Origin of the sequence: Flammeovirga agarivorans (genome assembly GCF_012641475.1) — a bacterium.
Classification (GTDB): Bacteria; Bacteroidota; Bacteroidia; order Cytophagales; family Flammeovirgaceae; genus Flammeovirga; species Flammeovirga agarivorans.
In genome coordinates, this window is record NZ_JABAIL010000004.1 from 159354 (window position 1) to 179279 (window position 19926).

Below are 19926 nucleotides of genomic sequence, written 5' to 3' on the forward strand. Positions count from 1 at the left end.
TCATTTAAGCCTTTTTATTTGCAATGTTGTAGAGTAGTTCCTAGTCAATTAATGATTGAAGACGTACTGTTACAGCATTTTTATGAGCATCTAATTCTTCAGCAGCAGCCATTCTCTCAACATGAGGTCCTAAATCTAGAAGTCCTTTCTTGTCGATTTGTTGGAAAGTGATCTTTCTATAATAACTATCTAAAGATACGCCTGAATAATTTTTTGCATAACCATAAGTTGGTAGGGTATGGTTAGTGCCGGAAGCATAGTCCCCAGCAGATTCAGGTGTAAGGTGTCCAACAAAAACAGATCCTGCATTGACAATCTTTTCTGATACCGAAACGGCATCATCTAAAGCAAGAATTAGGTGTTCTGCGGCATATTCGTTTACTAATTGAAGTGCTGTTTTTTCATCGTCAATTAAGAAGCTTCTAGAATGAGAAAGTGCTTTCTGAGCAATCTCTTTTCTTGGTAATACTGCCAATTGTTTTGCCACTTCTTTTTGTGTCTCTTCGATGATCTTTTCAGATGTAGAAACAAGAATTACCTGGCTATCTGGTCCGTGTTCGGCTTGTGATAACAAGTCAGCAGCAATAAAAGAAGCATTGGCAGTGTCGTCAGCCCAAACAAGAACCTCTGAGGGACCTGCTGGCATATCGATAGCAACACCTTCTTTAGTGGCTAATTGTTTTGCAGCAGTTACATACTGATTTCCTGGTCCAAATATCTTTGAAACAGCAGGGATAGTTTCAGTACCAAATGTCATGGCAGCGATAGCTTGTGCACCACCTACCTTAAAAACTTTTCTGATACCTACTTTTTGTGCGGCATATAATATTGCTGGATGAATTTTACCTTCTTGATTCGGTGGTGTACAGAGACAAACTTCTTCACAACCAGCGATAATAGCTGGAGCACCGATCATAATAACAGTAGAAAACAATGGGGCAGAACCTCCAGGGATGTATAAACCTACTTTTTGAATAGGTACACTTTTTCTCCAGCAATTAATACCAGGCATTGTTTCAACTTTCAAAGTTTCGCTTTTTTGAGCAGCATGAAACTTTGTAATATTATCAATAGCAATAGAGATCGACTCTTTTAACTCTGATGATACAAGTTGGTCAGCTTCTTTAAATTCAGAATCTGAAACAAGTAACGAATCTACTTCAGCACCATCAAATTGTAAAGAAAAGGCACGTAAAGCTGCATCCCCATCTTTTTGCACAGCTTTTAGAATAGGAGAAACTTGTTTTTCAATTTCTTCCATTCTCATAGCAGGACGCTCTAATAAAGCGTTCCATTCTTTTCTATCAGGGTTTTTGAATAATTTCATACTTTAAATGCTTTATCATTATAAATGAAATTATCTCAGTTTGACATTTTTGGTATCAAACTGAGATAAAATGGTGAGTGAAATTGTGATGAAAACTTATATGATCATCTTTTCAATAGGAACTACAAGAATTCCTTCAGCACCTGCTGCCTTTAATTCTTCAATTTTAGACCAGAAGTCGTCTTCAGCGATTACTGTATGGATAGAAACGAATCCTTCATCAGCTAACGGTAGGATAGAAGGGCTTCTCATTCCAGGTAATAATTCTAGAATGGTATCTAAATTGTCTTTCGGAGCATTTAAAAGAATGTATTTATTATTTTCAGCAGTTTGTAAAGCGTTGATTCTAAACAATAACTGATCAATAATTTCTTGTTTTTCGCTAGAAAGACCTGGAGTTGAGATCATTAATGCTTCTGAAGTGAAAATACTTTCAACTTCTTTTAAGTTGTTTTGCATTAATGTACTACCAGTACTAACAAGGTCACAGATTGCATCTGCTAAACCAATATTAGGAGCGATTTCTACAGATCCAGAAATTTCATGAATTTCAGCATTTACTCCTTCCTTTTGTAAATAATCTCCTAGGATTTTAGGGTAGGACGTAGCAATGCTTTTTCCATCAAGGTCTTGGATACCTTTATATTCTTTTTCTTTTGGAATAGCAATAGACAAACGACACTTAGAAAACCCAAGATGATGTATAGTATCAACATGCTTGTCTTTTTCAACAGCCTCGTTGGCACCTACAATTCCGAGATCGGCTACGCCGTCTTGAACGTAACCCGGAATGTCATCATCACGAAGGAATAAAAATTCTAGAGGGAAGTTGCTTGCTTCTGCTTTTAAAGCTCCCTTCATTCTAGGAATCTTAATTCCACATTGACGGATCAAGTTAAGTGAACCTTCACTTAAACGACCTGACTTTTGGATTGCAATCTTAAGTTTTGTCATAATAAATAATTGTGTCTTACACTTTTACGTGTAGCACTAGACAGTTTTAAAAATAGTTCAGTCTACGTTGTTTGTTAATAAACTGATGAATGAATATGATATAAAATCAATATTTACATCAAATCTACTTATATTTTTAGAATATTTCATCAAAAATAGGCTATTAGAGATAAATTTATAATTAATTAATCTAAAGATTGACAATAAAGAAATGTAAGTACTTATACTTTTTATATTGTCTGTTAGCTTACTTTTAAACAGAAGAATGATGTTTTTTTAGTCAAGTAGATTTTTTATTTCATAATCTTTGTTTTTTCCTATCTAAAAATATCAATTTTGAAATACTTTTTCGATTTTAGAGTATTGAGGCTACCTCTCCCCTTTATTTTTGATTTTTTAGACATGAATATTCGTTTCAATTTTATATATATAATACTGTTACTTAACGGACTTTTTTCATATTCCTTCGCTCAAGAAACATTATACTTCTCAGATACAGAGAAACAGTTTAATAAAGGAATTGTTTTATTTAATGAGAATAATTTTTCAGCTGCTCGACGTTCATTCCAACAATTTATGAATACCAATTGTGGGGATAATGAAAAATGTATCGAAGCAGAATATTATGTGGCAGTTTGCCATATGGAATTAGACCATCCTCAAGCAGAACTGTTAATTACAGATTTTACTCAAAAGTATCCCGTTCATCCGTATGCAATTAAAGCATACAAGGTTTTGGGAAGTCACTATTTTGAGAAAGGTGATTATCAAAAAGCATTAGATGCATTCAATAAAGATCCCTACTTTGATTTTTATGATGATCAAGATATAAAAATTGCCTACCAGGCCGCCTATTCCAACTTTGATCAAGGAAATTATAAAGAAGCCAATAAGTTATTTCAAGTACTAAAAAAAGGTACTCATCCTTATGCTACAAAATCGAGCTATTATTCTGGGTTTATTGAGTACGAGGAAGGAGATTACGAAACAGCAGAAGTTGATTTAGAAAAAGCAGCGAATGACCCTGACACTAGAGATGCAGCTTATAATCTTTTACCATTAGTATATTATAAATTAGGTAAGGTAGATAAGATGTTACAGATGGTTGCCGAGGCAAAAGCTAACAATATTCATCTACCAGCAGATGCATTACTTTTTGCAGGAAAAGTACATTATGGTAAAAAGAACTACCCACAGGCAGATATTTACTTTAGTGAATACCTAAAAGAGGTTCCTTTGTTGGCTGTAGATCGAATTACTTCATATCAAATAGGTAATACCAAGTACAACATTGGAGACAAAAGAGATGCCCTCCCATTTCTTTCTAATGCAGCCGATTATACAGAAAAAGATGAACTGGCACAGGTTGCAGCCTATGATTTGGGAGTTGTAGCTTTATCAACAGGTGATAAAGACAAAGCAATGATTGGATTTGAACAAGCTCATTTAATGGATTTTGATATGAAAATCAAAGAGCTTTCTTCATATAATTTCTGTAAAATCTTATTTGATTTAGAATTGTATGCTCAAGTACCAAGAGCTTGTGATTATTTCTTAGCATATTTCCCTAACTCTGAAATGGTTGATGAAATTAATAACCTGATGAATGTTTCTTATGTAAATTCAGGTGACTATTCAAAAGCTATTAAGATCCTAGAAAGGAAGTCTTCTTTAACAGAAGCGGAACAAAAAGCATATCAAGAAGCAGCCTATAATAAGGCAGTAGAACTTGCTAACGATAACAATGAAAGCGAGGCAGTCGTAATGTTGAGGAAGTCTCAACGTTATCCAATAAATCAAGATTTATTAAGTGCTTCAAACTTTTGGTTAGGAGAGGCTTATTCAGCATTAGGGGTTTACGATACTGCAGCTCTATATTATAAGAGAGTTCCTGAAAACTCAGAAATGTACTTATCAACTTTATATGGTATTGGTTATGTTCAATATGCTGACGAAGAGTATGAGGCAGCAATCAATAATCTTACAAACTATATTAATAACGGAAGAACTACGGAGCCAAGGCCAAAAGTTATTGAGGCTATCGTAAGAAGAGCAGATTGTTATTTTGGTTTGACAAAGTATGAAGTGGCCAATCGTTCTTATGATATGGCGATTAGCTATGGAGCGAAAGAAAAAGTTTATATCAACTACCAAAAAGCACAAATTCTAAGAGCAAAAGGTATGAAGACGGATGCCTATAGATCATATAAGTCTGTTGCTTCGGCAGATGTAAATTCTCCATTTGCTCCTCTTTCACTATATCATGCTGCTGGACTTTTACAAGAAGAGTATAAGTTTGAAGAAGCAGTGAAAGAATATTCTTTAGTGATTGATAAATACAAACAATCTGCTGTTTTCCTACCAAGCGTAAAAAATAGAGCATTATGTTATGCGACATTAGGGAACCTTAGTGCTGCAGAAGAAGATTATAAATACCTAATCGATGATGATCCAACATCAGAATATGCTGATAATGCTATTAGGGCACTTCAAGATTTAAACAATGGTGCTTATGCAGTGACAGGATTGGAACAGTATAAACAAAAGTTTAAAGAGGCAAACCCAGAAAGTAATGCCACTTTAGTAGATGATTACAATAAAGCAATGAAACCGTATTTAGAAAAAGATTACTCGAATGCGATTTATTCTTTAACAAACTTCATCACTAATATTCCTTCATCGAAATATTCTGATGATATCTATTTTGCCTTAGGTGTTTCTTATAAATTTCAAGGGCAATTTGCCCAGTCAATAGAAGCATTTCATAATGTACAGCATATGCCTTCAAAGGAAAAGGCGTTGTTGTATGTGGGTGACTTAGAAATTCAAGAGAAGAAATACAACGAGGCAATTAATACTTATAATAACCTAGAAAAGATTGCGACAAGGAAAGCCATGTTATGGGCTGTGTATAATGGGTTGATGGAAGCGCACTTTGCCGAAAAAGACTACGAAGCATCAAAAGCGTATGCCAATAAAATTATTGATCAAAAAATTAAGAGGTACGAGCTTAAAGCCTATTTATATTTGGCGAAAGTAGATTTAGAAAATAAAAATTTCAGTTCTGCACTTACATCTTTTAATGGTATTGCGGCAAAAGCTAGTAGTTCAATTGGAGCAGAAGCTCAATATTTAGAGGGAGATGTATTAAGGCAAATTGCTTTGCAGAATCAACAAGGCATTAATGAAAACTCTACAGTGACCGAAAAAGAAAACCTTAAGAAGGAATTTGAAGAAAGTACACAAGCTCTATTACTTGTACAAAAGAACTTTGCAAGTTATGCAGACTGGACTAGTAAAGCTTACCTTCTTATTGCAGAGAATTATATTTCTATTGATGATTTGTTCAATGCTAAAGCGACATTAGAGTCGGTGAGAGATTATACAACGGTTCCTGGAGATAAGCAATTGGCGATTCAGAGATTGATGGAATTACAAGAAATTAAACTTCAAAAAAGTGCTGTTGTAGCCCCTTCAAACTAGATCAAGATGAAAAAATTACTATATACTATCAGTTTAATGTTTTTGGGGATGTCAATGACTCAGGGACAAAGTAACCAATCTTCTCAGAGTTCTAATTTAGAGAATGCAGAAGTTGTAATCGAGAAAGAATCAAGTTTCGAACTTCCTATAATGAGTCGTGAATACGGGAAGATCGAAAAGATTAAAAGAAAAAATCAAAGAATACCTCAAGAGTATGAATTAGAGTTAATCACTTTAGATGTTGAAGACTCTTTGCCAAAGCAATTACCAGCAGTATTAGATAATAGAGAAGAGAAAAAGTTCTATGATAAATATGTTAGAGCAGGGCTCGGAAATTATCTAACACCTTATCTTGAGGCAGGTATAAACAATAATAGAAACCCTGATTTTGATTATGGATTGAAGCTATATCATAAATCATCTCAAGAAGGATCCGTTTATAAAAAGCTTTCTGCTGAATCACATAACTCTTTTGATGCTTTTGGTACTTATTACTCAGATTATGGTCAGTCTAAAGTAGGGTTGAATTATAATAGGATTGGGACACATTTTTATGGCTTTGAAGGTGATGAAACCCTAGTGACTCAAGATAGTATCAAACAAATAATACAAAATATAAGCTTTAACGCAAGTCATGAAATGCCTGCCTATTTAACAGGTAATTCTTACTCATTAAAAGGAGGGCTGTTATTTGATTATACATTTGATCATTTCGATGCATCTGAATTTCAAGTAGGTATTGATATCTCAGGAGACTATCATTTAGATGAAGAATCAAAAATTTCTGGATTTGTAGAAGGCGCATATAATCAATATAAAAATACAACAACAACTGCAGTTGAGGTTAGTGAAAATAGAAGTTGGGCTAAGTTTGGAGGAAATTATCAAACAAGAATTGACGAATGGTATGTTAAAGCTGGTGTTCAAATGGCATACAGTGCCGATTCAAATTCGAATGATAAAGGTTTCTATTTTTACCCAGACGTAATGGTGGAATACACTATTACGGAAGATGAATTAGCAGCTTTCTTGCAGGTGAAAGGAGGGTTAAAAATGGTACAATATAAAACTCTTTCTGAATTGAACCCTTGGTTGAGCAACGATGTAAATTTACTTCATGAGAACAACATCGTTGATATTGAAGCAGGTGTTGATGCTATTTTATTAGAATCAATTGGTATTAGAGGTACATTAGGTTATTCCATCTCTCAGAATATGGGATTCTTAGTGAATGACCCTAATGATGTGTCAAAATTTTTAATGTTATATGCTACTGATGGTAATACAGGAGTCTTTAAAATGGATATTGCTGGTACTTGGACTAAAAGAGAATGGACTGTAAAAGCAGAAGCAAAAGTAAATGCATACAGCGTTAGTGATTCTACTGTTCAAAAAGCTTATCATAGACCTGTTTCTGAGAATTCAGTAACAGTAAGCTATAAATATTTATCAAATTGGACATTTGGAGCGGTTATTTATAATAAGATTGGGATTACAGCTTTAGAAATAGATCCAACAACAGGAGTTAGGTCAGATGTGAGCCTTCCTGTAATTTTTGATATGAATTTAACTGCTCAATATAAGATCAATGATAACTTTGGAGCTTTTGCTTTAGTAAATAATTTATTCTCACAAAAGTACGAGAACTATTACCGATATAATGTAAAAGGATTTCAGTTATTAGCGGGTGTTAGTTATCGATTCTAGTTTAAAGTAAATCTTCTCTGTAATACAGATTGTGGCCTTATTTCTATAGAATAGTATATAAAGGCTTTCAAATTCTTATCATATTCTTTAATTTAGAGAATACTGTAACTTTTTCGACTATTGATTTAGTTTAGAAAAGCTCATTTTTTGCAATTACTCTATTAAAATTATTTGCATGATTGCTGATGCGATAAAAGATGCACTACTCGATTGGTGTGTCGTAGTTATTCCCGATTTAGGGACATTTTGGTCAGAAGAAAGTGGTGCCGAGGTATCCCCGTCAGGGAATATTATAAAACCTCCGCATGTAAATATTTCTTTTTCAGAAAATATTGAAGAGAAAGACTTAGAGGTTTATTCTTTAATTCAGTTTATAGCGAAAAGTGAAGACTTGGATCCTGATGAAGTAGCCATTCAAGTAAGTATGTTTGTTGCTAATATTCAACAGCGTCTTGAAGATGGAGAAACTGCTACAGTTGGAAACATGGGTTATTTTGTACAAGATGATGATGGTACATTAACCTTTAGGCAGAAGAGTGAAAATAACATCATTCCTGAAAGTTTTGGTCTCCCAAAAATCACTGCTACACCATTGTTAAATGATGATATAGAAGAAGATGTACCTATTTATCAGGAAGAGGAAGCTTTCTCTGGTGAAGAGGAGTTAGAATCATCGAAAAGACCAGTATGGTTATTGGTGTCAATTCCAATCATCATTTTACTTACAGTCGTAGGATATTTTGTGATGAAACCTTCTAACACTACACAAAGTGAAATCGCAGAAGAAGAGGTGATAGAACAACAGGTTGAAGATTCAGAAATAGACGAAAGCGTTGCTGCTGAAGACGTTGATGATGCTGCGGATATAGTTTCAGAACAAGAAGAAAGTACACCTGTAGAAGAAACAACCGTTGAAAAGGAAGAGGTGGTTGTCGAAGAGTCAGAACCTGCAACTAGAAACGGACATTATCACATTGTGATTGCTTCTTTTGGGGATAGAAAAAATGCTCAAAAAGCTGTACAAAAAGCAGAGTCTAAAGGATTTGATTATGTGGGTGTTATTGAATCTAAAGGTAAATTTAGAGTTGCAATAAAAGGATTCGTATCACACCAAGACGCAAAAGAAGAACTTCCAAAAGCTCAAGAATCATTCAAAGGAGCTTGGATTATAAGAATATAATTTAATAAAAACATTACTAGCAAATAATCATGAATTTATTGGCTGTATTACAAAATACAACAATGCCTGAAACAGGTATGCAAGGTTCATTGGAAGAGTCGGTCTCTTTATTTGAATTGATTGAAAAAGGAGGAATCACCATGGCAGTCTTGGGTTTCCTTTTTGTAATTGCTTTTTATCTCCTTGTGAATAAACTTTTAGTGATTAGGAAAGCCAAAAAGGATCCAACAACCTTATTAGAAAAAGTTAAGGGTGCTGTAAAAAAGGGAGATATCAATACTGCTAAAAAACATTGCGATAGAGACGTTACTCCAATGGGTAAAATGCTTAAAACTGGATTAGGTTATATTGGTGCTACCTCTAATTTAGACATGATCGAAAAAAGTGTAGAAAATGTGGGGAAGTTGGAATTATATAAACTGGAAAAAAATGTAGCTCTAGTAGGTATGATTTCAGGTGCTGCTCCGATGATTGGTTTTTTTGGAACAGTAATCGGTATGATTAACGCTTTTATTGCCATATCTCAAGAAGAGGGTTCAGTAAGCCCCAAGTTGTTATCGTCTGGTATTTACGAAGCAATGATTACAACTGCTGGTGGATTGGCAGTGGGTATTTTTGCCTATATCGCATACAATTATCTTGTAAGAGCAATGGCAGATGTCGTACATAAGATGGAGGTAGTTTCTATCGAGTTTATTGAATTACTACAATCAAACTAGAGAATGGGATTCAAACAAGAAAATAAAATTGATCCAACATTTAATATGTCGTCAATGACGGATATGATATTCCTGTTGTTGGTGTTTTTTATGTTGACTTCCAACTTTGTTACTCCATCTGGACTTCCAATTGCAGTTCCAAGTAGTAAAGCATCCAAAAAAGTGATGCCTAAGGTTTATGTGAGTATAACGAAAGATTTGCATTACTATGTAAATGAAGTAGAAGTACCTTTAAGTTTTCTAGAGGACGAATTGAAAGCAGTACTTCCGGTTAAAGAAGAAGGAGTAGTTGTTCTTACAGTAGATAAAGATGTTCCGGTGCAACACCTTGTTAATGTAGCAGGTATTGCCACTAACTTAAAGGCCAAAGTGTCAATAGCTACTAAACCTACCTCATCTGTTGGGAAATAGATTATGGGATTAAAGAAATCTAAAGAAGAAAAAAAAGAATCACGTAAGAATAGTATTCTTTCCATCATAGTGACAATCTTGGTGGTTGTTTTACTGTTTGTTTTTGCTTGGTTTACTGTTGTTTGGTCACCGCCAGATCCTCCAGTGCCTCAGTATGGTATTGAAGTGAACTTTGGTATTGATAATGCAGGATCGGGACAAGAACAACAAGAAACTCCTGTGGTTGAAGAAAGTGAATCTTTAGATGAACCAGCACCTGCTCCAGTCGAGGATGTAACAGAGGAGGTAGTAGAAGAAGTTGTAGAAAGCGTTGAAGAAGTGGTACAAGAAGAAATTCCTGAGCCTACAGAAGCAGTAGCAGAAGAAGCAGCTTCAGAACCTGAAGCTGTAACAGATGCTCCAGTGGAAGAATCAGTACAAACAGCTCCAGAGCCTAAAGTTGAAACCAAAAAGGAGGAGCCAGAAGTGATTAAGCCAGAAGTGAAGCCTCAAGAACCGGCTGCTACCATGGGACCTCCCAAGAGTTCAGGTGCTTCATCAGATGCAAAAACGAGTAACAATGGTAATGTTGATGGAGCTGTAGGTGATCAAGGAGATAGTCAAGGAACTATCAATTCAAATACCTTAATGCATTCAGCTGGAGGTAGTGGAGGTTCTTCACTTAATATGCCGGGTTGGAATTGGGTAGACCCTCCAATTGTTGATGATAAATCTACTGCAACAGGTATCATTAAATTTGAAATTCAAGTAGATGATTTCGGAGAGGTGATTGCGTTGAGGACTATATACAGATCGGTGCCTCGAGAAGTAGTAATGAAATACGAAGCAGCTGTGAAAAATCTCTCATTTTCACCTACAAGAGTTGATAGTGAGGTAGCAAGTATAACCACTGGTCAAATTACCTTTGTATTGAAGCGTAGGTAAATATTTATCATAAACAGAAAAGCCTATGACATCTTATTTGTCATAGGCTTTTTTATGTTTAAGAGACTAATTTTCTCTCCCCAGATTTAAAAGATAAACTTCCAAGTTTTCCTCTGAAGATAGTTCAAGCCGCTTTCTTAACCTTTTTCGGGCTACTTTTACACTATTTTGAGAAATACCCATAATAGCAGCGATGTCCTTACTCGACATATTTAATTTAATTAGAGAGCATAGTCTAATATTCCCCTCTGTTAACGAAGGGTGTTTTTTATGTAGCATATCTATAAATGGACGATGTACTTCAGCAAATAGCCCATTGAGGTATTCCCAGTCCTTTTCTACATTTTCGGCTCTTTTAATCTCTCTTCTGATGCTATTAATTTTTGAAGGGGAGAAATCTTGAGGATTCTTTTGTAATTCTGATAATTTCTCATCTAGCTGTTCAATTAAGGTATTTAAATGAACGATACGCAAAGCATGTGTTGTTAGTTCTTTTTCCCTAACTTCAAGAGTGTCTTTAATAAGGTCAGCCTTTTGTTGTTTGACTTCAAGAATATCCATTTCTTTAGCCAATAACGCCTGTGAGCGATCCTTTACCAATTGATCTAAAATTACTCTCTGCTTTTTTAAGTTTTTGATATATGCCACATAGATGGCATAGACTCCCAAACATAAAAAAGTAAGGACTAAAAGCTTAAAGCCAAAAGTTTCCCAATAATATGCCTTTAGTAAAAGTGTGATTTCAGATGTTTCACCCCATTTCCCATTTCTATATCTACATCTTACTTGAAATACATATTTACCAGGAGGAAAATTAGAATACATCATGGTCTGATGCTCTTTAGTTGTTGTCCAATTTTCATCAAAACCAATAATTCTCGTTTGGTACTCTAAGTTGTGCTGATAGTTGTAATCTAAGCCAACATATTGTATCGCGAAGTTTCTCTGATGAGCATCCAACGTTATCTCTTTTTCTTGAGAAATATCAATATTGGATGACTCCTGATGTGGTTCTGTTAAGATAAGTGATGTAATAGTAGGGCTAATTGAATTGTTATTGATCAGTTGTGCTTTTTTGGGAGAAAAGATAGTTAAGCCATCAGTGCCACCAAAAGCCAATAATGAATCCAAGACAGCACTTGAAGCACCAACATTAAATTGCATTCCTTGTAATCCGTCTTCAATAGAAAGTGATTTTAGATGACCATTTTTAATGTCATACATCGTCAGTCCCTTATTAGTAGAAAGCCATAAATGGTTTGATTTGTCAATCTCAATAGAGTAGATCACTTTATTTGGTAGGAGGTGATTTATTTTTGAAGGTATAAATGCATCTTTCTTTCTATCAAATTTCCACAAACCATTACCAAATGTTCCTACCCAAAGTGTTAGGTTTTCATCTTCTGATAAACTGAGTATGCTATTATTTAAGTTGATGCCTGTTTCTTGATTTTTATTTAAATGGAAACGTCTAAATGAATCTGTTGACTTATCGTATCGGTTTAATCCATTAAAGGTGCCTATCCATAAGTCACCTTTTACATCTTTGTATATTTTTCTACAATCGTTGTTGGAAAGGGAGTGATGGTCTTTTTTATTTTCAATATATCTATAGGCATTTCTCTTTTTAGGATCATAATGAATAATACCATTTGAAGTAGCAAGCCAGACTGTTTGGTCTTCATCAACATGGATATCCCAAATATTATCGTTGTCTATGGATTCATTATTTTGATCCTTAAGATTGATATGTCTTAACGACCCTTTCTTTTGAAGAAATAAACCTTCTTTATATGTGCCGACCCATAAACTATTGCCATCACTTTCCAATGATATAATATTCTTATCCTTGATTTTATTATTTACCTCACCAGTTTTTATATTGATCAAGTCTAGACCTCCACCATCTGTACCCACCCAGAGCTCATTGTTGTTTTTAGCTGCAATAGAAGTGACACTATTATTAGATAAACCAATTCCGTAGGTACTTGCATTTGACATAACGAAAAATGGGTCTTTATCATTGTAATGTAAAAAGCCGTTGCCAAAAGTACCTAACCATATTTCATCATTATCACCTTTGTATAAATAGTTGATGGTATGTTTCGATACCTTTTGATGAAGTAGTTTTACTGTTTTATGATCTGATGTAATGAGGATCACTCCATTCCCTTCAGTACCCAACCAAATGTTATCATGTGTATCATAAGTGATAGTCTTGATAGAGTGCTTACTTTTATATAAAACTTTGATCTCATCATTACGAGATACTTCATATAAATACCCATCCTTAGTGCCTATGATGATACTATTATCTCTAGGGAGAAAGCATGTGGCGTTTTTAATCTGTTTTATTATTGAAACATTAAAGACGTCTTTATTATAGCTGACTTTTCTTAGCCCTTTTTTATTTCCTATATATAGTTGACCATCAAAAAGACTAATATTATTAATGTTGACGATATCGATAGGAAGTGGTTGATAGGTTTTCGATGTGGAATGCTTGTAGAAAACACCTTGGTTGTTGATAGCGATAAACTGATTGTTCTCTTTATCCCAGATAACCTTTCTTACATCTTCAATATTTTCTTCTTTTGTGATAACCTCGCGATGGAATACTTTACTGACAGGATCAAAAACTTCCAAACTGCCATTAGTTCCAATCCATATTTTTTCATCAATAGGGGATAATGCTAAACTGCGTATTGAATTAAACTGTAGTTGATTCTGTGTATAACTATTGAAATGTTGAAAAGAATGACCATCAAAACGGTTTAAACCATCATCTGTTCCAATCCAAAGGAAGCCCTTTTGGTCAAACATAATGACATTTACATTATTTTGAGAGAGTCCGTTTTTTGCATTGTATTCGTTTAATTTTACCGGTTGTAAAGAGGTGTTTTGACCGTAGCATTGTAGCGAAAAAAGAATAAATAAAATGTACACCTTATTATAAATAAGGCAATAAAAAAGATGTAGTAGTTTTTTCATTGAGTGTAAGTGTAGTAGATGCTATAGTAAGTTAAATGTCGATAATACGTTTAAATATCACTATTCCTAATTTAAATTCAAATTGTTTTCCAATTACTTTGAAGTTTTTGAATTATTAGTGTTGATATTTTGGTATATCCTAATTTGAAACCATTAATTTTATACTAAGTATTTTTAAATACTTACCACTTAGACAATAGAAATAGTACATTTGTAATCACAATAAATCAAATAATATTACGATGAGCAAAATTCAAATTCCTCAGAATATTCAAGCATTAATTTTTGATATGGACGGTACTGTAGCAGATACTATGCCTATACATTATAAAGCATGGAGAGCTACATTAGATACTGTGGGTTACGACTTTTCAGAAAAAGAGTTCTACGATTTGGCGGGAGTGACATCAGAAGGAATTTTAAAGAAAATTAGTAAAGAAAATAATATCGAAATGGATATTCCTGCTTTAGTGAAATTAAAAGATGAGGAATATCTAAAAAGAATTGGTGATAATGTAAAGCCAGTTGAACCTATCTTTAATATTGCTAAAGAATATTATGGTAAGATGCCAATGGCAATTGGTACAGGTAATAACGATGAAGTGATTGAACATACCCTAACTGGAATAGGAGCCTATCATATGTTTGATGTAAAGGTAGGAGCTGATCAAGTTGAAAACGGTAAGCCTGATCCAGAGACATTTTTACAATGTGCAATCATGATGAGAGTAGAGCCAAGATACTGTTTGGTTTTCGAAGATGGAGACCCTGGAATAGAAGCTGCAAGAGCAGCAGGTATGAAGGTGATTGATGTAAGAAAATATATCTAGAAAAATACAGAGAAAAGCTTTAATCTTAAGAAGAGGTTAAAGCTTTTTTCGTTTATAAATACTTGATTATTACTGTGTTGAAAGTACACTTATATTCTTTTTAACTTTAAATAAGTGTTAATAAAGTTAAATTTATGATGTGTGAAAATGACAATATTGAAGATGTAAATAGGTCAATTACAAAGGATTATTTCACTATTAAATGAAATTAAATTAAGGTCTTTGTTATAGACTGACAATAGTCATGTTTTAAACCGTTTCTAATTTCTAATATTGGGACGTTATTAAAAATCAACAATTAAAAAAATACGAAGACATGAGTTTAATCGTAGACGTTCACGCAAGACAAATCCTTGACTCAAGAGGTAACCCAACAGTTGAGGTAGATGTAACAACTGAAACAGGTACAGTAGGTCGTGCTGCAGTTCCATCAGGAGCTTCAACAGGTGAGTACGAAGCTGTAGAATTACGTGACGGTGGTTCAGAGTACCTTGGTAAAGGTGTTTTGAAAGCGGTTGAAAACGTTAATGAAATTATTGCTGAAGAATTAATCGGTGCTTCTGTATTCGAACAAAATGCTATTGACCAAGCGATGATCGCTTTAGATGGTACTCCAAATAAAGCTAAGTTAGGTGCTAACGCTATTTTAGGTGTGTCATTAGCAGTAGCTCAAGCAGCAGCAGCTGAATTAGGTCTTCCTTTATATAGATATGTAGGTGGTGTTTCTGCAAACACAATGCCTGTACCAATGATGAACATCATCAACGGTGGTTCTCACTCAGATGCTCCTATCGCATTCCAAGAGTTCATGATCCAACCAGTATCAGCTCCAGATTTCACTACAGCTATCCGTATTGGTTGTGAAGTATTCCACGCATTAAAGAAAGTAATTCACGACCGTGGTCTTTCTACTGCAGTAGGTGACGAAGGTGGTTTCGCTCCAGCTTTCGAATCAACTGAGGATGCTTTAGATTCAGTGAAATTAGCAGTTGAAAACGCTGGTTACGTTTGGGGTAAAGACATCACAATCGCTTTAGACTGTGCTGCTTCTGAATTCTTCGTAGACGGTAAGTACAACTATGAGAAATTCAACGACATGAAAGGTGGCGTTAAATCTTCTCAAGAGCAAGCTGAATACTTAGCTGAGTTAACAAGAAAGTACCCTATCACTTCAATCGAGGATGGTATGGACGAAAACGATTGGGAAGGATTCAAAATCTTAACTGACCTTGTAGGTGAAAACGTACAATTAGTAGGTGACGATTTATTCGTAACTAACGTTGAGAAATTAGAAAGAGGTATCAACGAAGGTATCGCTAACTCTATCTTGATCAAAGTTAACCAAATCGGTTCATTAACTGAGACTATCGCTGCTGTTGAGATGGCACACAGAGCTGGTTATACTTCAGTAATGTCTCACCGTTCAGGTGAAACAGAAGACAATACTATTGCTGACTTAGCAGTAGCATTAAACTGTGGTCAAATCAAAACGGGTTCAGCTTCACGTTCTGACCGTATGGCTAAGTACAACCAATTACTTCGTATCGAAGAAAAATTAGGTTCTACTGCTAAATACTTAGGATTAGCTGCATTCAAGCAAGATTTCAACTTCTAATTAAGAAGTAAGTATAAATATTGCTAACTGTATCATTATGAACAGTTAAGGCGGAGGTCACCTCAATTGAGGTGACCTCTTTTTTTTACACTTTTAAAATTTATTAAGATTGATTACAAATAAGTTTCTTAATTATTTGTAATTAATCTTAATAAGCGATAATATTGCATCATCAGAAAATATTAAATTTTTTTCAAGTAATGAACTTTTTCTCTAATCATTTTAAGAAGACTTTAGTAATGTCTTCAATCGCTATCGCGTTTTTCTCTTGTGAAGATTCAAATGATGCAGCACCTTCTACTCCTGTGAACTACGACTTTGAAAATGTAGACTACTCAGGTCAGACTGCTAGAATCATGATGCTTGACTCTTTAGAAGGGTATATCAAATCGGGTAACGACGGTGTGACAAAGCTTTCTGCTGCTACTATGAATGCTATCTATACAAATGAATCAGGTGATTTATTTGGATCATCTAAGGATTTAGAAAGCAAAACAGCAAACGATGATAATCTACTTGCTAACGTTTATACATTACTTCCTGATTACTTCGCAGGTGCTGAAGCTTATTCTGGTTCTGAAGATAACGTAATCGATGGTAGATTATATATGCCAAACGGTCATGAGCCAGCTCAAATCGTAGGTAAAGGGTTAATGGGCGCTACTTTATACTACCAATCAGTTTCAAATTATTTAACTGATGAGAAATTAGATGGTGCTGATAACGAAACTGTAGTTGAAGGTGAAGGTACTGACATGGAACACTTCTGGGATGAAGGTTTCGGTTACTTTGGTGCTGCAACAGATTACACTACTAACGATGATGCAACAAACTACTATTGGGCTAGTTATGCTAAGAAAAGAGCAAGCGTTTATGACGTAAGTGCTGATATCTTTAATGCATTTATTGCTGGTAGAGTAGCAATTTCAGCAAAAGACTATGACGAAAGAAATGCTCAAAGAGACATCATCTTAGAGAAATGGGAAGAATTAGTGGCTATCAACGTAGTTCACTACTGTAACTCTGTTCTTTCAGATACAGAAGTAGGTGATATCTACCACCACCATTCAGAAGCTTTAGCTTTCGCTGTAGGTTTACAATATAACTCATCAAAGAAAATTAGTGATGAAGGTTTAACAAACCTTCTAATTGCTTTAAATGTATCAACTGTAACTTCTTCAAAAGAAGAAATTGATACAGCAATGGAAGCTGCAAAAGCTGTTATTAAAGAAGCTTATGGATTTGATGACGACGTAATGAGTAACTTATAATAGAAACTTATTATATTAAACATTAGATTAAACTCAGTTAGTCATTTAGATTAGCTGAGTTTAACTGTATACACTGAAACGAACTTTCTAATGAAAAAAATTAACCTATTCCTGACTTTATTTGCTTTCATTCTATTTACGTCTTGTGATGAAGATACTAACGATGTAAGTGTTGATTTTTCACAGACAGATATGTTAAGCAATTATGCTGATAACCTTATTGTACCAGCTTTTAAAAATTATTCAACAAGTACAGCATCTCTTTACACAGCGACTGAATCGTTCACTTCTGCTCCAGATGCTGATAAGTTATCAGGCTTAAAAGAGAATTTAATAGAAGTTTATGAAAATTGGGCAAAAGTTAATGCATATCAATATGGATATGCGGTTGATATTAACTTACAGACAAATACAAACTCATTTCCAACACAAAGAGATGATATAGATGCTAAAATAGAAGCAGGAGATTTTAATATCGAATCTATTTCTTCTTATAATATTAAGGGCCTTCCAGCAGTTGATTACTTATTGAATTCAGATACAGATGAAGCCATCTTATTAGAATTCACTGAAGATGAAAATAGAGGAACTTACCTTTTAACAGTAGTAAAGCAGTTAAATGATAATGCAGTAGCAACTTATGATGCATGGGATAATGGATATGCTGCTGAATTTGCCAGTAATGAAGGTAATGATCCAAGTAGCTCGTTATCTTATATTGTAAATGAATATAATAAAGCATATGAGCGTTGTAAAAACCAAAGAGTGGGTTATGCTTTGGGGAAAAATTCGATTTCTGGTAATTCATCTCCAATGTCTGTTGAATCTTACTATAATCAAGAAACCCTTAACCTATTAAAAATTAATGTAGCATCTCTTCAAGAGATTTTTAATGGTAAAGATGGTTTAGGGTTAGCAGATTATTTGGATGCGTATTATAAAGCAGGTTCAATAGAAGAAGATTTAGCTTCAAAAATTAATGCTCAATTTGAGTTGATTAAAGATAAACTAGATGAATGTTCTGATCCTTTTTCAGATCATATTGAAGCTAAAGATGCAACTGTAGAATCTTTATATGATGAGATGCAAAAATTAGTAGTCATGATTAAGTCAGAGATGTCTTCAGCTTTATCTGTAAAAATCACTTACCAAGATAGTGATGGAGATTAATCTTAACAGATATATTAATAAACAAACTTCAATTGCTCCCTTAGTTGTATTCCGAATACTTTTCGGTTTTATGATGGCAGGAAGTGCGATAAGATTTTGGGCGAATGGATGGATAGACTCTCAGTTTATCCAGCCTTCGTTCTTTTTTCATTATTATGGATTTTCGTGGGTAGAACCGTTAGATTCCTTGGGCATGTATATTGTTTTTGGAATAATGATTCTATCTGCTGTAGGAGTGGCTATAGGTGCTTTTTATCGTTTTTCATCTTCCCTATATTTTCTGTCATTTACCTATGTAGAATTAATTGATATCACTAATTATTTAAACCATTATTACTTTGTGAGTTTAATGGCTTTTATAATGATTTTTTTACCTGCACATCGTAGGTTTTCAATTGATGTATATAGAAATCCAGAGACCTATAGATCAACTGTTTCAAAATGGACAATAGATATAGTTCGATTACAATTAGGTATTGTTTATTTTTATGCAGGAATTGCCAAAATCAACTACGATTGGTTGATCAAAGCACAGCCTTTAAGGTTATGGTTAGCTTCTAGAACCGACCTTTTTATTATAGGTCCTTTGCTGAAATATAAATGGGTAGCCTATGTGTTCTCTTGGTTTGGTTGTATTTATGATCTCACAATTCCCATTTTCTTGTCTTTTAAAAAAACAAGATGGGTTGCATATATAGCAGTTATAGTCTTTCATATAGCTACGTCAATTCTATTTCCAATAGGGATGTTTCCATATATCATGATATTAAGTACTCTGATTTTCTTTTCAGATGAATTTCATGAAAAGATCATTATCTTTTTATCAAGGTTTTTTAGTTCTGAAAATTTAGATTTTAAAGTAGAAAGAGGGCAAATTGATTCTATTCCTCAAAAAATAATAAAAATTGGATTTGCTTCGTTTCTAGTATTTCAATTACTTTTTCCATTTAGATATTTATTATATCCAGATAATTTATTTTGGACAGAGCAAGGCTTTAGGTTTTCATGGAGAGTGATGTTAATTGAAAAGTCAGGAATGGCTACTTTTTATGTAGAAGATGCAAAAACAAAAAGAAAAATAGAAGTAATTAATAGTAATTACTTAACGCCATTGCAAGAAAAAATGATGGCAACACAACCTGATTTAATACTTCAATACGCTCATTTTCTGGGCAAGGAATTTAAAAGTAAAGGGGTTAATACACCAAAAGTATTTGTTAATGCATTTGTTACTTTGAATGGTAGGTCAAGTAAACAATACATTAACCCTTCAGTTGATTTAATGACATTAGAAGATTCATTCCAACATAAAAGTTGGATACTTCCTTTCAAAGGATAATTAAC

14 protein-coding genes are annotated in these 19926 nt (G+C 34.0%); 11 read left to right on the forward strand and 3 right to left on the reverse strand.

Going from position 1 to position 19926, the window contains the following annotated elements:
• Positions 1–40 precede the first annotated feature (40 nt).
• Positions 41–1327, reverse strand: a complete 1287-nt coding sequence (gene hisD, locus HGP29_RS13665) for a histidinol dehydrogenase (protein WP_168882985.1) — start codon at positions 1325–1327, stop codon at positions 41–43.
• A 96-nt stretch (positions 1328–1423) separates the two neighbouring features.
• Positions 1424–2281, reverse strand: a complete 858-nt coding sequence (hisG, locus tag HGP29_RS13670) for an ATP phosphoribosyltransferase (RefSeq protein ID WP_211093290.1) — start codon at positions 2279–2281, stop codon at positions 1424–1426.
• A gap of 336 nt (positions 2282–2617) precedes the next feature.
• Here hisG and HGP29_RS13675 point away from each other — a divergent pair, with 336 nt between their 5' ends.
• From HGP29_RS13675 to HGP29_RS13700, 6 genes are all read left to right on the forward strand, one after another.
• Complete coding sequence (locus tag HGP29_RS13675) at positions 2618–5764, forward strand: tetratricopeptide repeat protein (RefSeq protein WP_168882986.1); 3147 nt, start codon at positions 2618–2620, stop codon at positions 5762–5764.
• 6 nt (positions 5765–5770) lie between these two features.
• The gene (locus HGP29_RS13680) at positions 5771–7471 is read left to right on the forward strand and encodes a TonB-dependent receptor (RefSeq protein WP_168882987.1); all 1701 of its coding nucleotides are present in this window, start codon (positions 5771–5773) and stop codon (positions 7469–7471) included.
• 175 nt (positions 7472–7646) lie between these two features.
• A complete protein-coding gene (locus HGP29_RS13685) occupies positions 7647–8651 on the forward strand; it encodes an SPOR domain-containing protein (RefSeq protein ID WP_168882988.1) in 1005 nt (334 codons plus the stop codon).
• A gap of 29 nt (positions 8652–8680) precedes the next feature.
• On the forward strand, positions 8681–9370 hold the full coding sequence (locus tag HGP29_RS13690; RefSeq protein ID WP_168882989.1) for a MotA/TolQ/ExbB proton channel family protein: 690 nt from the start codon (positions 8681–8683) through the stop codon (positions 9368–9370).
• 3 nt (positions 9371–9373) lie between these two features.
• Positions 9374–9781 carry an ExbD/TolR family protein gene (locus HGP29_RS13695; protein ID WP_168882990.1) on the forward strand — a complete coding sequence of 136 codons (408 nt, stop codon included), beginning with the start codon at positions 9374–9376 and terminating at the stop codon, positions 9779–9781.
• 3 nt (positions 9782–9784) lie between these two features.
• On the forward strand, positions 9785–10705 hold the full coding sequence (locus tag HGP29_RS13700; protein ID WP_168882991.1) for a hypothetical protein: 921 nt from the start codon (positions 9785–9787) through the stop codon (positions 10703–10705).
• 66 nt (positions 10706–10771) lie between these two features.
• Here the strand turns inward: HGP29_RS13700 and HGP29_RS13705 are convergent, their stop codons facing one another.
• Positions 10772–13696 carry a ligand-binding sensor domain-containing protein gene (locus HGP29_RS13705; protein ID WP_168882992.1) on the reverse strand — a complete coding sequence of 975 codons (2925 nt, stop codon included), beginning with the start codon at positions 13694–13696 and terminating at the stop codon, positions 10772–10774.
• A gap of 242 nt (positions 13697–13938) precedes the next feature.
• Here HGP29_RS13705 and HGP29_RS13710 point away from each other — a divergent pair, with 242 nt between their 5' ends.
• The 5 genes from HGP29_RS13710 (at position 13939) to HGP29_RS13730 (ending at position 19921) form a co-directional block, all read left to right on the forward strand.
• Positions 13939–14526 carry an HAD family hydrolase gene (locus HGP29_RS13710; RefSeq protein WP_168882993.1) on the forward strand — a complete coding sequence of 196 codons (588 nt, stop codon included), beginning with the start codon at positions 13939–13941 and terminating at the stop codon, positions 14524–14526.
• A gap of 316 nt (positions 14527–14842) precedes the next feature.
• Positions 14843–16141, forward strand: a complete 1299-nt coding sequence (eno, locus tag HGP29_RS13715; protein WP_168882994.1) for a phosphopyruvate hydratase — start codon at positions 14843–14845, stop codon at positions 16139–16141.
• Between the two features lie 200 nt (positions 16142–16341).
• Positions 16342–17412 (forward strand): DUF4856 domain-containing protein, encoded by a 1071-nt coding sequence (locus tag HGP29_RS13720; RefSeq protein WP_168882995.1) that lies wholly within the window; start codon positions 16342–16344, stop codon positions 17410–17412.
• Between the two features lie 90 nt (positions 17413–17502).
• A complete protein-coding gene (locus tag HGP29_RS13725; protein ID WP_168882996.1) occupies positions 17503–18582 on the forward strand; it encodes an imelysin family protein in 1080 nt (359 codons plus the stop codon).
• On the forward strand, positions 18572–19921 hold the full coding sequence (locus tag HGP29_RS13730; RefSeq protein WP_168882997.1) for an HTTM domain-containing protein: 1350 nt from the start codon (positions 18572–18574) through the stop codon (positions 19919–19921). Before HGP29_RS13725 ends, HGP29_RS13730 begins: the two co-directional genes overlap by 11 nt.
• Positions 19922–19926: the final 5 nt, after the last annotated feature.

Excerpts from the sequence above, each read along its gene's own strand:
- HGP29_RS13705 (WP_168882992.1), bottom strand. The coding sequence starts at position 13,696 with ATGAAAAAACTACTACATCTTTTTTATTGCCTTATTTATAATAAGGTG.
- HGP29_RS13700 (WP_168882991.1), top strand. The coding sequence starts at position 9,785 with ATGGGATTAAAGAAATCTAAAGAAGAAAAAAAAGAATCACGTAAGAAT.
- HGP29_RS13730 (WP_168882997.1), top strand. The coding sequence starts at position 18,572 with ATGGAGATTAATCTTAACAGATATATTAATAAACAAACTTCAATTGCT.
- HGP29_RS13710 (WP_168882993.1), top strand. The coding sequence starts at position 13,939 with ATGAGCAAAATTCAAATTCCTCAGAATATTCAAGCATTAATTTTTGAT.
- HGP29_RS13685 (WP_168882988.1), top strand. The coding sequence starts at position 7,647 with ATGATTGCTGATGCGATAAAAGATGCACTACTCGATTGGTGTGTCGTA.
- hisG (WP_211093290.1), bottom strand. The coding sequence starts at position 2,281 with ATGACAAAACTTAAGATTGCAATCCAAAAGTCAGGTCGTTTAAGTGAA.
- eno (WP_168882994.1), top strand. The coding sequence starts at position 14,843 with ATGAGTTTAATCGTAGACGTTCACGCAAGACAAATCCTTGACTCAAGA.
- hisD (WP_168882985.1), bottom strand. The coding sequence starts at position 1,327 with ATGAAATTATTCAAAAACCCTGATAGAAAAGAATGGAACGCTTTATTA.
- HGP29_RS13720 (WP_168882995.1), top strand. The coding sequence starts at position 16,342 with ATGAACTTTTTCTCTAATCATTTTAAGAAGACTTTAGTAATGTCTTCA.
- HGP29_RS13690 (WP_168882989.1), top strand. The coding sequence starts at position 8,681 with ATGAATTTATTGGCTGTATTACAAAATACAACAATGCCTGAAACAGGT.
- HGP29_RS13725 (WP_168882996.1), top strand. The coding sequence starts at position 17,503 with ATGAAAAAAATTAACCTATTCCTGACTTTATTTGCTTTCATTCTATTT.
- HGP29_RS13680 (WP_168882987.1), top strand. The coding sequence starts at position 5,771 with ATGAAAAAATTACTATATACTATCAGTTTAATGTTTTTGGGGATGTCA.
- HGP29_RS13695 (WP_168882990.1), top strand. The coding sequence starts at position 9,374 with ATGGGATTCAAACAAGAAAATAAAATTGATCCAACATTTAATATGTCG.